Below are 15,524 nucleotides of genomic sequence, written 5' to 3'. Positions count from 1 at the left end.
GATGGCTGGAAGCGTAAGGATCACGGCCACTTCCAAGTTATTAAGGAGCAAGTGATAAACAAGCGCGCCCCGTTGGGTGATCCAGTCTATTGGTCAGAATGGGTCGCCTTTGGGGACGAGTCCATCACCCTCGGCTGGGACACTGCAAGTCGGCCATTCGGCGACCCGAGTTATGCGCCTCAGTATCTGTTCGAGTTAGCTCAGGATCATTGGCATCAGATGTTGCGTCGGTATTCTGCGGGCCTGCCGGTGGCAGACCTGGCAGGGTACTTCCCCGGTTTGCTTGATGCCTGGGAGCGGTCACAGCGCTTAGGCGCGGAGCAGTGGACTGCGCAGCAGGTGACAAGCCGCACCCTATGGGCTGTCAACTACGATCACTACATTCTGTGTTTCTGGCTCGTCGGCTTGGCGTTGACGCTCGATATCCCCGACGAGCAGTGGCTGCGTCTGTTGGCGCTGATCGACAACGAGGGCGAGGACATTTTGCTCGACCGCGTTATCGCTACCCGGTCCCCGCAACGTCGGATCGGTACTGTGCTGCTTTACCCCAAATCGTATGCTCGGTTGCTTGCAGCTGTCGATGCGCCTCCTGGGGAGCAAGGCGTGCTGCTTCAGGGATTCGTCGCGCATTGGTATGCCGAAGTTGGCAGCGGTGCCCGTTCGGGCAGTCAGGAGCAAGCAGCGCCCTTCAAGCATCCTTATTGGTACCGTTATGGCGACGAGAATTTCGCAGGTGGTGCTTACTTTGGCCGCTGGTGCATTGAGGCGGTTGCTGCCGTCAAGGCGTTCGATTTGGACGATTCGCTGTGCCGTGGCCACGAGCATTATCCGCGCGACCTGCTGGAGCCCGCTGCAGAGGTGATGGTAGTGGCCAAGGATAGCAGCGAAAAGCGCGGGTTTTGGGCCAGGCTTTTCGGCGCTGAGGATGGGTAGGGACCGGAAAATTGAGCCTGTCTATTCTGGTAAAAGTGTTCGGCCAGATAGCTTTAATGTGGAGTATTCAATAGGCGACGCTCGTCCAAAAGAGATTGTATTTAAAAACTCACCGGGTGGAAATTGATGCGTAGTGATGATGATATCTACAATGACATTGGGGGCATTTTATTTGAAATTGCTCCCAGCGGAGCCTGTAAAATTATAATGCGCGCACAGTTATCCCAAGAGCTAGATAGCTGTGAGTATGAGTATGACTACATTGATGAACAAGGTGATGTTGCCTGGTTCACGGCAGGCGGGCGAGCCAATACAGATATGTTAGACCTTTTAACAGAGTTGCGCAGTTGGTATGTTGAGAATAAACTTACAGCGGGCCTGTCAGCGTGGTGTGGCTGTGAGGTGACCTTGGATTTAGTTAAAGCTAAAATAAGTATAGACTTTATTTATCCTTGAAAATTAAGCAGCAGGTTTACATGTAGAAGCTTAGGCTGAATATAGGGTATTTTTGCACCCTATTTGCACCCTATTTGCACCCTATTTGCACCCTATTTGCACCCTTTCTGCAGGCAAGTTGCACCCCTTATGCGCCCCCCTGACGACCTACAGTCTATCTGCCCAATACGCCATTTTTCAGCATGATTTTTCGCGCCTTAACTCAAGGTGCTGGCCAAGTGGGCCTATATCAGCAAGAAGCAGGACCTGTTGACCCAGAGTGGCGTTGGCCAAAGCTTGGGCAAGGCCGGCTTTGACGACATCACGGGGCTGGCCCAGATGCTTTTGCAGCCGGTCGAGACGGTCAAGGCTATCGGTGGCTTGATCGACGATCCGAGCGTGCTGGCCGGGTATCCGGAAGAGTTCAAACAGAACATCAAAGCCAAGGTCGCCCGCATCGAGAACGCGCTTACTGTCGGCGGTGAAGCCAATGCCGAGCAGTTGGGATACGACATTGGCGAACTGGTGTGGGACGTTGGCGGCCTTGTCACCGGGGTTGGCGGGGTTGCCAAAGGCAGCGTCAAGCTGGCTACGGTCGGGATCAAGCTGAGTACTGAAAAGCTTGAGCAGATGGCTGAACGGCAGGTTGTGAAGAATCTCGAGTGGAAGGCGGGTAAAGGCGATTACAGCGTGAAACCTGGCGGGGGTTATGACTCGCCATCGACCGTGACCCATAATGGTCACGCGGTCGAAAATGCAGGAGACTTCTCAGCTTCGCTGTCTAAGCCTGCGGGTAAGACGGAAGGTGCTGTCGACGCAAAAGCGCAAGGTTCCCAAGCGCCCTACAACTCGCAAACCACCAGGGCGGAGCTAGAGTCCATTTATGGCCGTGATAACGTTGTCTCCACTACAGTTCCTCCCATCGATGGTCGTAACGTACATCTTGCAGGGCAGCGCCATCCGGTGACGGGCGTCGTATTCGATAACAAGGGTTTTCCTATATTTGATGATATGACAGCATTTGACACACGTCTCCCGATTGACGCGTTTAAATCGGCGAGTTACGAGGGGCAAATGAAGCTTGCAAGTAAAGATTTAGCAAGTGCAATACGGCAAGGCCAAGTTAACCCATCAGGCTTTACTGTTAAGCAGCTAGAGCAAATTAATGCTGGGGCGAAGAAAATTGATGGATATACGTGGCATCATCATCAGGATAGTGGGCGAATGCAACTAGTTCCCGAGCTAATTCATCAGAAAACTGGACATATTGGTGGCGAAGCCATGGGGGGTGGGAAGTGAACGGTATTGATCCGCATAGTTTTAATGACGAGTTGTTGGGTTTTGTGATTACATGTCTATTTTGCACTGCTATCAGCAGGGATGAGCTAAATGTCTGGAGCGCTCAAGCCTTGGCGCTAAATAATGCCCCAAGTTATTTATATGATTTGATGGATTTTCAAGATGAGATCTTTAAGATTTATAAGGTGATTGGCTACGTACCTCATTGGGAGCATGCAGAAGGTGACGAGTATGCACTATACGGTATCGCCGCCCGTCGAGGTTTCAAACCTTATGATATGCCTGTGACCACCAACGAAGCGCTTATCCACCTTGAGGCCTCTCCGCGCATTGAAAATTTATTCAGAGAGGTTTTTCCCTTCATCAAATTTTAGGCTGGATTGAGAAAACCTCTACGTGAGTTAGTCAAAGCTGGTTGTGGGGCCGGATGGTGGCAAGCACGATAGCGATAATTCTGCGAAGTCGTGCTATCCGGTCGATGGCCGATCAGTCTGGGGATGTTGGTGGGTAGCTCAAGGACTAGGTCAGACAGTAGACCTCTGCTTCGGGTACGAAGTATTGCGGGTCTCACCTTGGGCGCGTAATCGACTGATGGGGCGTACCAGAATGAAAAAAATAGAAAGAAATCTTGAGCAGCACCGCCACTGGCTGTCTCAATCGGATGGGATGGCGGCTTAAGAGCTTAGGTACCTTGAAGAAGATCTTGCCTGTGAATCCTTGGAGGGTTTGGCCAATGTGTCTGATGCCTTGGGGATGCTTGCCGTTTGTCACGGTATACAGGGAGAGGTTTCTATTTATGCCAGTGATGTTTCTGGCTGGATGAAGTATCCCGCGCGATGGTGTACCGCTATTGGGTGCTCATGCTCAGAGCCAAGAACTTTTCTAATACGAGATTTCTTCAAGGTATTAGAAGCGCCCCGAATCTGACCAATCAGTTGAGCAATGCAGGTTGCTTACTTGCAGGTTTCATTGCTGCGGATATGCATGATCTAGCGGAGTCGGTTGCCGATGTGCTTGTCGGCATGTCAACTGTTGATGGAGCTGTTGCTGGCGGGGGCTACGTCTCGCCGTCGACCGTGACCCACAATGGTCAGGCGGTCGAGAATGCAGGAGACTTCTCAGCTTCGCTGCCCAAGCCTGCTGGCAAGGTGGAAGGGGGGGCTGATCCCAAGGTGATCAACCCTCACGGCGAGCTTCCTGTAGTCAAGGTAAACTCAGCTGGCGCCGTAAAAGGTACGCCGGAGTTCGAGATTCTAAACAATCCAAGCGCTAGGGCAGCGAGTACTCGCTATGAACTCGATAATGGTAACTCCTTTACAACCAATAGCGCGGGTCAGGTCGACGAGCTTACGTTTACCCCAGTCGACGTCAAGGTAAAGCGTGATTCAAGGCAAGCGGAGGCAGGAAAGCAGGGGCGCGATACCGACGTCGGTGGCCATGCGCAAGCATGTAGCCAAGGTGGCACATGTGACGGATACAATCTTTTTCCAGAGGACAAAAATTTCAATGTATCTGCTTATCGGAAATTCTACGAAAACGTTATTAAAAAGGCGCTTGATGATCCCAATCAAATAGTAGGGCCGATCACTATCAAATTCGTCAGGTCTAGTCCAGACTCGCCACGACCTGATATGCTACGTGTTACGTATACAATCGACGGAGCTCCTAGGCGTAGGGAGTTCAAAAATGAAGCCCATAGTATACCAGAGCACATTTGATGATTGCTGATGACTTTGAGTTAATTAAACAGATTTTTTCGAATATTAGTTCCAATATATTTGAGGAGTATGATTCGTTTGGCTTTGATGTAGAGGTTGGTGATGGTTATGTTGATTACGGGGTGGTCTTGCATAAAGATGGCGCCACTATCAAAAACGCCAAAATGGAAGTTGATGAAGATTTATTGTCTGATCTAATAAGGAGGCTTCGGGCAAACGCCGATTCCAGAGGTGAACCTTGGAAATCCTTTGTGTTGTCTTACAAAAAGGGTGAGCAAGTAAAAACAAAGTTCACGTATGGCGAGAAATAATTGGCGGAATACTACTAGCTCAGTAGGCATTGGGCAGTTGTTTTTTTGGGCGGGGCAATTTGACGGTTTGGCTAAAGCCGTAGGTAATGACAGATGCCAACAAAATTACAGCATCCAAACCGATACTAACATGATGGGCGCAATGGCGATTTTGGGTTGGAAGCCTGCCGTCATCCATCAGGGCTATCTCACCCATGCGGCGCTTATTCGCAGGCATCAGTTAGTAATCGAGTACGAAGAGCGGCACCGCCGCGCTCAGCCTTTCATGCTGCGTGTATTTGCCGATTGGGTGGGCGATGCCTCGCATCAATGGCCTGCTTACGCTTATGACGAATCCATCTACGAAGCCTTGTTGGCCAAGTGGCGCGCGTCTAGCTCCGACGACCTGATGCCCTGCCTGCTGGCCGCGTGTGACCGCCACACTTGGCAAACCGGTAAAGAGAACCAGAAGAATTGCTATGACTTCAATTGGGACTGGCACCTGGAACGCGTGCCGGCGGAAATTCTCTATATTGCTACAGCAGATTACGTGCGATGAAGGTGGGCTATATGAAGTTCGAAGTCGAAAATAGTCCCGCAATCATTGACGTCAATCAGTCCCAGCTTGTAAACATATTAAAGAAATTAAAAAGCTATGGTCCTGGCTCATACGCCTGCTTAACTGACGAGGACGGTAACTACGTGCAAGTGGCGGGAGGTAGATTCACTTGCTTTATCGAGGCGTATGACGCAAAAATTAAAGCTCTATTTAGGGGGTATCATTCGGATTCCAGTACGAATTTTGAAGATGGGAGTTGGCTGTCTTTTGGGGCAGGGCGAGTTCAATTAAAAAAGATGAGTGGTTTAATATTGACGATGTAATCGAGGTTTTCTCACGATTCCATCAGAGTCGGCCTTTACCAGAAAGTGCTTATTGGCGCGAGGTGAAGGTTTTGGATCAGAACGATAGTTGATGGGTTGGTGAAAAAGATCACAAGCCTCCTTAAGAAAAAAGCAATGCGGTACGCTCAGTTCAAATCTGTCTGTGCCCATCGCTGGCGCGGATTCCATACCAGTAACGGTAGGACTGCGGGAATACCTTGCCGCGCAGGGCTGAATCTCTCGACATATGGTGGAAGCTCTGGCGAATGTTTGGGGAAATCCACAGATGATATTGAACAGTCGTTCAAAATGGATGGTGCCGCGCTGACATATACGCCGCCGAAAGCTGGATCGTCTGGCAATGCGCATGTGTACAAAGTTGGATGTGGCACAACTTGCATTAGAGAGGTTCAATATAGCCCGGGTGTTGTTGGTGCCACGGTTAAATAGACATATTTGAGTAAGTGCTATAAAATTACGTGCGTTGATAGTGGTAAGGCTAAGGTTATTGAACCTGCGAGCTACAGATCGAAATTTCAGGGGCCCTCTCAGTCCATGTGTGATGCAAATACGACATACTTTAATCCGTAGGGTCAGGAAGTGAAATTTAACCCTGCCACCAATGCATGGATTTCCAAATGATATCGCTCGATAGTTTTTCTGTAGTTTGGGATGCTCCCATTATTCCTGGTGTATCACTTGCAGGAATACCGTTGCATGCCAGTGTTGTTGGTTTGGAGGCGATGCTTTCGAGATATTTGACTGATGAGAACTCTTCGCGGTATAGCTTTGAAGGGTCGCCAGATCTTCGTTTGAGCGGGTATGGTTTGGATGAGTGCGGTAATGGTGGTTATTCTTTTTCAGTTTTTGAGGGTGAAGTCGTCGGCGAGTTAAGGCAAGGGGTTCCAGCATTATCTATTCTTATACGTAACGACAGGATTTGCGCAATTAAGGTTTATGATTTTAGCTTTCCATGCGAGCCTGCACACAAATTTGTTTACAAGGGGCTTTTGTCAGGGTATATAGGCCTAGGAAGTCATGTGTCTGACATTTTGCCATTCACTAGCCTGGAGTTTGATGAGGCCGAGGAGTGGTTTTATACCGGCCCTGATTATGGAGTCATTGAAGTTACGGGGTGGGGGACACCTCTGGAGGACCAGCCGAACCAGCTCATTACAGCTATTTGTGTAATTCAGGAATGAGGCCTGCAGGTACATAATGTAAAAGTCTCAGACCTGATCTGGCACCCTCTACACCGGCCTGTAAGACTCAAGATATCTGCTAACTCAGCCAACGCCAGGAAAAGAGTAGAGAGCGCATATCAACTTTCTGATGTTCAGCACGGGTTCAATGACAAGCCGACGGCACCTTGGTCGAAGACACGCCAGTGCCCGCCCTACACGGCTTCCTCGCCTGCGCCGGTGCGGCCGCCAGCAGCCAGAGCTGCGGCAGGGTGAAGTATTGCGGGTCTCACCTTGGGCGCGTAATTGACTGATAGAGCGTGCCAGAATGAAAAAAATAGGAAGAATCCTTGAGCAGCATCGCCACTGGCTGTCTCAGTCTGATGGGATGGTGGCTCAAGAGCTTGAGTACCTTGAAGAAGATCTTGCCCGTGACTCCTTGGAGGGTTTGGGCAATGTGTCTGATTCATTGGGGATGCTTGCAGTTTGTCACGGTATACAGGGAGAGGTTTCCATTTATGCCGGTGATATTTCTGGCTGGGAGGAAGTATCCCGCGCGATGGTGTACCGCTATTGGGTGCTCATGCTCAGAGCCAAGACCTTTTCTAATACGAGCTTTCTTCAAGGCATTAGAAACGCCCCGAATCTGACCAATCAGTTGAGCAATGCAGGTTGCTTACTTGCAGGTTTCATTGCTGCGGATAGGCATGATCTAGCGGAGTCGGTTGCCGACGTGCTTGTCGGCATGTTAACTGTTGATGGAGCTGTTGATCCCGCCTATCTGAAAGAGCGTCGATTCGAGCCTTTCATGCTGTGGCTCTATTCCGTCTATTCGGGTGGGGGTGCGCCTGCCCTGATTGAGTCTATGGATCTCGGCATTTATCAGGAAGTGATAGACAGTTGGGCAGATGAGCAAAGGCTTGCCGGTGTACTGGACGCGGTGTGCCAATATCACTTGGCTAACGCCGAAGATAAGGGCGGGGCTTGGGACCCTGAGTTCAAAAACCCACCATTTGATTTGCTGCCTTTGGAGGTTTTTGCAATTTTTAAGGTTCGCCAACAGTGCGGGTTGAAGTCACCCACAGTTGCTCATCCCTTGTTATCTGTTGAAGTGGCTGCATCGGAGAATCTTACTTTCAAGCCTGATGAAGTCTCTGTAAAGGTTGAGGCGGCCTACCGGCCTTTGGACCAGGTTTTTCGGCGCTGAGGATAGGTAAGGACCGGTCCACGCCTGGTTGCAAGGTGCGCTCAAACGCGCAAGGGAAGACCGGACTACGGTGAGGTGCCGTCTTTGTCAGAGTCGAATTGGTGACTAGGGAGAAGAGTCATCCGGACTTTGCCAGCAGGCAGTGGGTCGAAACGTAGCGAACACTCTGGGGGCTTATGAGTACAGATCAGGGAATTTACCAGGGCTTGGGTGAAATACTTTCGGCGATCGCGCCCCAGCAGGCTCAGTGGGTTTCTGTTGAGGTAGAGCTGTCGCCGACCGGCGACCACGCCAAGCTGTTTTATGACTATCAGGCCGAGGGGAGTGAGCCGCAGTGGTTCGTGCCTGAACCTGCGCGGGTTGATCACGACATCCGCCTCTTGTTGATAAAGTTGCGGGCGTATTTCGCTGGCAACAATTTGTTCGAGCAAGGCAAACCGTGGACACGCTGCATGATCAAGCTGGATCTGCAGACCGGCAAGTTTGCGGCAGACTTCAAATACGAATGACGGGTGGCGGCCGGTACGTCACCTGCAAACGGATCAAGGGGCTTAATCGGTGCGGGATGAATTTTTCCAGTCAATGATCGACAACCTTGATGAAGCCACTTCACGTCGTGAGGTGCCTGCAGCGAGCATCGACAAATACCAGTCAAAACTGCCGCCTGCATTGCTGGGCTACTGGCGCGAAGAAGGCTGGTGTTCTTTCGCTGATTGCTTGTTCTGGATCGTAGACCCGGATGCGTACAAGGCCACGCTGGATATGTGGTTGCAAGGCAGCGGCCTGGCGGAGATCGACAATTACCACGTGATTGCCAGGGATGCCTTCGGCTCGCTGTATGCCTGGGGCGAGCGTTATCAGCGCAAGATCACGGTGTCTAGTTTGGCTGGCGGTATCGTTGCGCTGAAGAATCAGCTGCGAAAACCTAACCCGCAACCAGACCGCAGCCTCGGCATTTTCCTCGGTTCTACCAGTCGTGACAGCCTGGACTTTGATGATAACCAAGGCAAGCCGCTGTTCCAGCGTGCACTTGCCAAGTTGGGGACGGTTGCCGAGGACGAAATGTATGCCTTCGAGCCGGCGCTGTGCATCGGCGGCAAGGCTGACCTTGAGCATATGGTGAAGGTGAAGATGGTTGAGCAGCTGATGATTCTGGATCAGTTGCGTCGGTGAGGTGATGGCTGGGAATACTGATACCAGATGATGCGCGGCCCCTGTAGAAGCGACCTTGCCGGGGCGTCGGACCGGTCGGAAAGGGTCGCGTAGCGGCCCCAGATCTCAGCTTCGCCGCTGATATCGCTGGGCCCGCTCTGCGGGCCTTTCGCGACACAAGGCCGCTCCTACACAGACCGCGCAAGAGCGTAGTACGCGGGGTGCAAACGTCTAGAATGCGATTTTGGATGGTAAGGCCAAGGACGCTTACATCATGAGAGACGAATACCTCGAGCTGTTCATCGACAATATGGGCGAGGCCACCTCGCGGCGTGAGGTGCCGGCTTCGAGCATCGACAAGTATCGCGGCGTTTTGCCTGATCGTTTGCTGGCCTATTGGCAGCAGGAAGGTTGGGCGGGTTATGCCGGCGGTCGTTTCTGGACGGTTGATCCGGATGAGTACACGCCGCTGCTGCGCGAGTGGATCAAACGTAGCGAGCTGGCAGATATCGATGATTATCACGTTATCGGCCGCACGGGCTTTGGCACGTTCTACCTGTGGGGCCAGCGCTATCACCGCAAGGTCACCGTCTCTTGCGCGGACAATTGGGTACTGGCCATGAAAGGTGAGGTTCACACGCTGAATCCCGATCCAGATCGGAGTTTGGGTGTTTTCTTTGCCATGGCCGAGCCTGATGATTTTGATTTCGAAGATATCGAAGAAAACTATCTTTTCGAGCGTGCGGTGCAAAGGCTAGGGCCGCTCAGCGAATCCGAGATGTACGGGTTCGTGCCAGCGCTGGTTGCGGGTGGTCAAGCGCGGATCGAGAGCCTTCAAAAAATGGACATGAGTGTTCATCTGATGATTTTGCATCAGCTTAGTCATGGCTGAGTTGGTGGCATGCAGCCTAGTGTTGATACCGGGTAGTGTGCGGTCTCTGTAGGAGCGGCCTTGCCGGGGCGCCGGACCGGTCGGAAAGGGCTGCGCAGCGGCCCCAGATCTCAGCTTCACCGCTGATATCGCTGGGCCCGCTTCGCGGGCCTTTCGCGACACAAGGCCGCTCCTACACGATAGATTTGCGGGTGTTTGCGTAAGACGTTTCCGAACTTGAAACCAAATGCTTCTAATCGGGGTAGCTTGGGAATTATCCTACGCGACTTGCGGAAGCAGCTCTGTTGTCGGGGAAATGCCTCAGGGATAACGTCACGGGGTCGCCAGGTTTGGTGACCGGGTGTGAGAAACCCGACCAGTACTGTTAGGCAATGCTTCACGGCAGCCGTGCGCGGGCAGACTTCGGTCTGGCCGGGTTTCCAGTACCTCGGTTTTCTCACCCCGTGTACGGCTGCCACCCAAATCCGTGAGAAAGGTTCGAGTGGTCGCTTCCGTTTACGTACTGGAAATCGACTATGAAAAAGATCGTCCCCGACCCCCCAATTTCCTACTTCTCAGTCATCAGCGACCTGAGCCGCGAAGAGGCTCTCACCCAGGTTTCCAAGTTGATGGACTGCATGAACCGCACCCTCGAAGCTTACCTCGGCACCGAGCCCATCGGCGTTGACAGTTACCTGCTGGAAAACGTCGAGATACTTAACCAGCTGATGCGCGCCTTGATCGCCCACGCCGTGGCCGGGGAGGCGGCGCCATGACCGACGAATCCATTCAATCCACCCACGCTGATAGCGGGTACTGCGATCTGTGTAGGAGCGGCCTTGTGTCGCGAAAGGGTCGCGTAGCGGCCCCAGATTTCAGCTCCGCCGCTGATATCGCCGGGCCCGCTTCGCGGGCCTTTCTCGACGCAAGGCCGCTCCTACAGGAGGGCGCGCAAGATCAATGTCTGGCGTTGTTTGCCGTGCAGGGCGATGTGCCGTTCGAGCATGCGTTCTCGGAGTTGTCGGTCATGCTCGGTTGCATCCGCCATCTGACCACCGAGGCAGAGATGGAAAATGACCGGCAGGCGGGGAGTGCGGCGCGCATTCTCAGCGGTTTGGCCAAAGCACTGATCGACGACATGGAGTTGGGACTGCGCAAGGCTCTGGTCAGCCGCAAATAATCTGATTCTTGCCCAGGCGCTTGGCCTGATACATCGCCGCGTCCGCGCGGGCGAACAGGCTGTCCAGGCTGAGGTCGTCGTCGTGCAGGCTGGTCAGGCCCTGGCTGATGGTCACGCCGAAACGTTCCTGACCATGGCTGAAGCTCAGGCGCTGGATCTCGCGCTGCAAGCGTTCGGCGATCTGCTCGGCGACCTCGGCCTCGCAGCCGGGGAACACCGCAGCAAACTCTTCACCACCAATCCGCCCGAACACATCGCCGCGGCGCAGTACGGCCTTGCCGCTGTCGGCGATGTGCTGCAGCACCTCGTCACCTTGCTGGTGGCCGTAGGTGTCATTGATCAGCTTGAAGTCATCGATGTCGAGCAGCAGAAACGACAACGGCGTGCCGTCTTCGCGGGCGGCGGTAAAGGCTTGGTTGGCGCACTCGAAGAAGTGCCGGCGGTTGCTGCTTTGGGTCAGCACGTCGGTGGTGGCCAGACGCTGCAGTTCGCCTTCGAGCTGCTTCTTTTCGGTGATGTCTTCGGCGATGCCGACCACGATCACGCGGTCGCCGTTCTGCTGCTGGTTGATATAGCACTTGTCGCTCAACCAGCGGATTTCGCCGGCGGCGTTGATGATGCGGTACTCGCGGTCTTCTACAGCGCCCTGCAGCAGCACCTGGGCCAGGCTGCGCTCGGCGTACTCGAGGTCGTCGGGGTAGATGCTGTCGCGCCATTCGTTGAAGTCAGCCAGCACCCGGCTGACCTGGCGGCCGAAGATGCGCTCGAAGGCGGGGCTGACATAGAGCACCTGGCGGGTTTTCCAGTCGAACGCCCAGAGCACTGCGTTGACGGTTTCGAGCAGGGAACTGAACAGCTGCTCGCGCTCGCTCAGGCGCGCCACTTCACCTTGCGCATGAAACAGCGCGAGCAGGGTTTGCGCAGCGGCAGGTGGCGGGTCGCGGGGCTGTATGTGTTTGGCCATGTGCACGGAGCGATTCTCGGCTGAGGGCGTGCGGCCACGATCCGGCCCGCCACGCGGGCGATGTGCCGGATTTGAGTAAGGAGGTGGGGTGAAGTTCCGCTCGGCATGCCCCAGAACAGGGCATGCCGATCAACGGAGATCAGGCGGTTGGGCGCAGCGAGTAGGTTTTCAGCTGGCTGGCGAAATCGCGCAGCGATTGGATGCCGCTGGCCTCGGCTTCGTGGACCCAGTCTTTCATGGCGGCGAGCATGTCGTGGCCATTGGCGCTGGTGCGGGCCCAGATCTGCTGCAGCGCCAGGCGCTTCTCGTAGATGGTCTTGAGCGCCTGGCTGTGGGCGAGCATCGACTCGATCCGCACGTGGTGGCGGTCCTGCAGCAGGCTGGTTTCCCGCGAGAGCAGGCGCTTGGCGCGGCGGAAGCGGTGGCGCAGCGAGGCGTCGACCACATCCAGCTCCTGCTTGACCAGCGGCGCGATGACCAGCTTGCGGTACTGGGCCATGATCTGGAAGCGGTTGTTGAGGATCGCCATGGCGGTGTCCATGTCCAGGCTGGCCTTGCCCTCGACGCGGTGGGCGATTGGCGCGACCCGTTGCACCTTGGCCAGGCGCAGCAGGCTCAGCACCCGTATCCAGGCCCAGCCCATGTCGAACTCCCAGCGCTTGACCGACAGCTTGGCCGAGTTGGGGTAGGTGTGGTGATTGTTGTGCAGCTCTTCGCCGCCAATGATGATGCCCCACGGCACCAGGTTGGTGGCGGCGTCGCGGCACTCGAAGTTGCGGTAGCCAACGGCATGGCCAAGGCCGTTGACCACGCCTGCGGCCCAGAACGGGATCCACATCATCTGGATCGCCCAGATGGTGATACCGATGGTGCCGAACAGCAGCAGGTCGAGCACTGCCATCAAGGCAATGCCGCCCAGCTTGTAGCGCGAGTAGAGGTTGCGCTCGATCCAGTCATCCGGGCAGTTCTTGCCGTAGATGCGCAGGGTTTCGGGGTTTTGCGCCTCTTCGCGGTAGAGCTCGGCGCCTTTGCGCAGCACGGTGCTCAGGCCTTTGATGACCGGGCTGTGCGGGTCATCGACGGTTTCGCACTTGGCGTGGTGTTTGCGGTGGATGGCGGTCCACTCGCGGGTGTTCTGCGCCGTGGTCAACCACAGCCAGAAGCGGAAGAAGTGTTTGAGGCCGGCGTTCAGCTCAAGCGAGCGGTGCGCCGAATAGCGATGCAGGTAGATCGTGACGCTGATGATGGTCACGTGGGTCATCAGCAGGGTGACCGCGACCAGTTGCCAGGCCGACAGGTCGAGTAAGCCGTAGTACCACATAAATGTAAAAGCCCTCGGAAACGCGGGGGGGAACTGCGCTTTGCATTATCCATTGACCGGGAAATAAAACCAGAGCGGGAATGCATCAAGACATGTTTCGGGCCCTATAATGCCCCAATTTTTTTTAAGGGCATTAGTACCCGACATGACTGGTTCTGTTCGCGACGCCTTGCGCATGGCCGCGCTGTACGTGGTGTTATCGATCCTGTGGCTGGTGCTCAGTGAGCAGCTGTTGCAACAGTTGTCCGAGGATCCGCTGGCGCTGTACCTGGGGCGCTGCATCAATGTGCTGGTATGGGTGTTGCTCAGTGCGTTGGTGATTTTTATCTCACGGGCGCGCCTGCTCAACTTCATCGGTATCGGCGCGCGCCTGCGCAGTGAGGACCGCGAGCGGCTGCGCATGGCGGCGGCGGTGTTCGACAGCACCCTGGAGGGCGTGCTGGTGACGGACCGGCAGGGCCTGATCGTGCACGTTAACCGCGCGTTCATGCGTATTACCGGCTATCAGCAGGACGAAGTGCTCGGCCAGCGCCCGAGCAAGTTCAAGTCGGGGCGGCATGGGGCGGACTTCTATCAGCAGATTTACGCCACCTTGCGCGAGCAGGGGCAGTGGAGCGGCGAGATCTGGAACCGGCGCAAAAGCGGCGAAATCTACCCGCAATGGCAGACGATTTGCGCCGTACGCGACGACAGCGGCGAGCTCAGCCATTACGTGGCGGTATTCAGCGACATCAGTGCGATCAAGCATTCCGAGCAGGAGCTGGCTTACCTCGCCCACCACGACCCGCTGACCGGCTTGCCCAACCGGCTGCTGTTCAATGATCGCGCCGAGCAGGCCCTGGCCGCAGCGCAGAGCCACAAGCGCGGCTGTGCGCTGTTGCTGCTCGACCTGGATCACTTTCAAAGCATCAACGATGGCCTTGGCCACCCGGTTGGCGACCAATTGCTCAAACTGGTTGGCGAACGCCTGCGTGCGGCCTTGGACAAGGGCTTGACCTTAGCCCGGCTCGGCGGCGACGAATTCGCCGTGCTGCTGGAGAACTGCCAGCAGGTCGGCCAGGCGGCAACCCTGGCGCAGACGCTGATCGAGCAGATGCGCGAGCCGTTCAGTTGCGAGGGGCACAGCCTGTTCATCGGGGTCAGTGTCGGCATCAGCCTGTTCCCCAGCGATGCCCTCAGCGCCGCGCAGCTGCTGCGCAATGCCGATGCCGCGCTGTTCAAGGCCAAGAGCAACGGTCGCGGTGGTTATGCGTTGTACACCGAAGAGCTGACTGCGCATGCCCAGCAGCGGGTGGAAATTGCCACCGAGCTGCGCCGGGCACTGGAGCAGGAGGAACTGCGGCTGTTCTTCCAGCCGGTGCATGACCTGGCCAGCGGCAACATGGTTGGGGTTGAAGCGCTGGTGCGCTGGCAGCACCCCGAGCGCGGGCTGGTGCCGCCGGGTGAGTTCATCCCGATTGCCGAGGCCAGCGGGCTGATTGCCGAGATCGATGGCTGGGTGCTGCGCCAGGCGTGTCGGCAGATGGTCGAATGGCAGGCCGCGGGGCAGTTGCTGGACTTCATTGCGGTGAATATCTCCAGCCGGCTGTTTGCTCAGCGGGATTTGTATCTGCAGGTGGCCAAGGTGCTGCACGACACCGGCCTGAACCCGGCGCTGCTGGAGTTGGAAGTGACCGAAAGCGCGGTGATGGAAGACCCCGAGGTGGCGCTGGAGCAGCTGCATCGCTTGCGCGAGCTGGGCTTGCGCCTGGCCATCGATGATTTCGGTACGGGCTATTCGTCGCTGCTGCGGCTCAAGCGCTTGCCGGTGCAGAAGCTGAAGATCGACAAGGGGTTCGTTTCGGGGTTGCCGCAGGATGAGGATGATGTGGCGATTGTACGGGTGATCATCGCCCTGGCTCGGAGCATGGGCATGCAGGTGCATGCCGAAGGTGTCGAACAGGCGGAGCAGGCGCTGTTCTTGTTGGCGCAGGAGTGTCAGTTAGGGCAGGGCTACTGGTTTGGGCGGCCGGTGCCCGCTGCGGATCTGGGGTGGGGGTGAGATTTTTGGGGCGGCTTTGCAGCCCTATCGCGACACAAGGCCGCTCCTAC

18 protein-coding genes are annotated in these 15,524 nt (G+C 55.4%); 16 read left to right on the top strand and 2 right to left on the bottom strand.

Annotated features, from left to right (window positions below; all coding sequences use genetic code 11):
• The first annotated feature begins 54 nt into the window (after positions 1-54).
• The 15 genes from IDM28_RS21715 (at position 55) to IDM28_RS21645 (ending at position 11,148) form a co-directional block, all read left to right on the top strand.
• On the top strand, positions 55-933 hold the full coding sequence (locus IDM28_RS21715) for a PoNe immunity protein domain-containing protein (RefSeq protein ID WP_188036892.1): 879 nt from the start codon (positions 55-57) through the stop codon (positions 931-933).
• Positions 934-1,059: 126 nt separating this feature from the next.
• A complete protein-coding gene (locus tag IDM28_RS21710; RefSeq protein WP_188036852.1) occupies positions 1,060-1,389 on the top strand; it encodes a hypothetical protein in 330 nt (109 codons plus the stop codon).
• A gap of 207 nt (positions 1,390-1,596) precedes the next feature.
• The gene (locus IDM28_RS23765) at positions 1,597-2,667 is read left to right on the top strand and encodes an HNH endonuclease (RefSeq protein ID WP_223176017.1); all 1,071 of its coding nucleotides are present in this window, start codon (positions 1,597-1,599) and stop codon (positions 2,665-2,667) included.
• On the top strand, positions 2,664-3,041 hold the full coding sequence (locus tag IDM28_RS21700; protein WP_308813523.1) for a hypothetical protein: 378 nt from the start codon (positions 2,664-2,666) through the stop codon (positions 3,039-3,041). The genes IDM28_RS23765 and IDM28_RS21700 overlap by 4 nt, the downstream gene beginning before the upstream one ends.
• Positions 3,042-3,503: 462 nt before the next feature.
• A complete protein-coding gene (locus IDM28_RS21695) occupies positions 3,504-4,385 on the top strand; it encodes a DNA/RNA non-specific endonuclease (protein WP_188036851.1) in 882 nt (293 codons plus the stop codon).
• Positions 4,385-4,696, top strand: a complete 312-nt coding sequence (locus tag IDM28_RS21690; protein WP_188036850.1) for a hypothetical protein — start codon at positions 4,385-4,387, stop codon at positions 4,694-4,696. Before IDM28_RS21695 ends, IDM28_RS21690 begins: the two co-directional genes overlap by 1 nt.
• Before the next feature lie 130 nt (positions 4,697-4,826).
• On the top strand, positions 4,827-5,234 hold the full coding sequence (locus tag IDM28_RS21685; RefSeq protein ID WP_262500182.1) for a hypothetical protein: 408 nt from the start codon (positions 4,827-4,829) through the stop codon (positions 5,232-5,234).
• An 11-nt stretch (positions 5,235-5,245) separates the two neighbouring features.
• Positions 5,246-5,557 carry a hypothetical protein gene (locus IDM28_RS21680; protein WP_188036849.1) on the top strand — a complete coding sequence of 104 codons (312 nt, stop codon included), beginning with the start codon at positions 5,246-5,248 and terminating at the stop codon, positions 5,555-5,557.
• 638 nt (positions 5,558-6,195) lie between these two features.
• Positions 6,196-6,759, top strand: a complete 564-nt coding sequence (locus IDM28_RS21675) for a hypothetical protein (RefSeq protein WP_262500181.1) — start codon at positions 6,196-6,198, stop codon at positions 6,757-6,759.
• Between the two features lie 307 nt (positions 6,760-7,066).
• Positions 7,067-7,945 carry a hypothetical protein gene (locus IDM28_RS21670; RefSeq protein WP_223176015.1) on the top strand — a complete coding sequence of 293 codons (879 nt, stop codon included), beginning with the start codon at positions 7,067-7,069 and terminating at the stop codon, positions 7,943-7,945.
• Between the two features lie 176 nt (positions 7,946-8,121).
• Positions 8,122-8,454 (top strand): hypothetical protein, encoded by a 333-nt coding sequence (locus IDM28_RS21665; RefSeq protein WP_150573681.1) that lies wholly within the window; start codon positions 8,122-8,124, stop codon positions 8,452-8,454.
• A 49-nt stretch (positions 8,455-8,503) separates the two neighbouring features.
• On the top strand, positions 8,504-9,118 hold the full coding sequence (locus IDM28_RS21660) for a GAD-like domain-containing protein (protein WP_316937021.1): 615 nt from the start codon (positions 8,504-8,506) through the stop codon (positions 9,116-9,118).
• A gap of 253 nt (positions 9,119-9,371) precedes the next feature.
• Positions 9,372-9,989, top strand: a complete 618-nt coding sequence (locus IDM28_RS21655) for a GAD-like domain-containing protein (protein ID WP_188036847.1) — start codon at positions 9,372-9,374, stop codon at positions 9,987-9,989.
• Between the two features lie 515 nt (positions 9,990-10,504).
• Positions 10,505-10,744, top strand: a complete 240-nt coding sequence (locus IDM28_RS21650; RefSeq protein ID WP_188036846.1) for a hypothetical protein — start codon at positions 10,505-10,507, stop codon at positions 10,742-10,744.
• Positions 10,745-10,932: 188 nt separating this feature from the next.
• Positions 10,933-11,148 carry a DUF3077 domain-containing protein gene (locus tag IDM28_RS21645; protein ID WP_150573685.1) on the top strand — a complete coding sequence of 72 codons (216 nt, stop codon included), beginning with the start codon at positions 10,933-10,935 and terminating at the stop codon, positions 11,146-11,148.
• Here the strand turns inward: IDM28_RS21645 and IDM28_RS21640 are convergent.
• Both IDM28_RS21640 and desA read right to left on the bottom strand, forming a co-directional pair.
• A complete protein-coding gene (locus IDM28_RS21640) occupies positions 11,135-12,112 on the bottom strand; it encodes a GGDEF domain-containing protein (RefSeq protein WP_101322581.1) in 978 nt (325 codons plus the stop codon). The genes IDM28_RS21645 and IDM28_RS21640 overlap by 14 nt on opposite strands.
• 139 nt (positions 12,113-12,251) lie before the next feature.
• Positions 12,252-13,433 (bottom strand): delta-9 fatty acid desaturase DesA, encoded by a 1,182-nt coding sequence (desA, locus tag IDM28_RS21635; protein ID WP_101322580.1) that lies wholly within the window; start codon positions 13,431-13,433, stop codon positions 12,252-12,254.
• 145 nt (positions 13,434-13,578) lie between these two features.
• On the opposite strand from desA, the gene dibA reads away from it, so the two are divergent.
• Positions 13,579-15,474 (top strand): phosphodiesterase DibA, encoded by a 1,896-nt coding sequence (dibA, locus tag IDM28_RS21630; RefSeq protein WP_188036845.1) that lies wholly within the window; start codon positions 13,579-13,581, stop codon positions 15,472-15,474.
• Positions 15,475-15,524: the final 50 nt, after the last annotated feature.

The sequence above is a fragment of the Pseudomonas sp. EZ-C24 genome, assembly GCF_014525325.1.
GTDB classification, from domain to species: Bacteria; Pseudomonadota; Gammaproteobacteria; order Pseudomonadales; family Pseudomonadaceae; genus Aquipseudomonas; species Aquipseudomonas shirazensis.
This window is presented reverse-complemented; position numbering and strand designations above follow the sequence as displayed.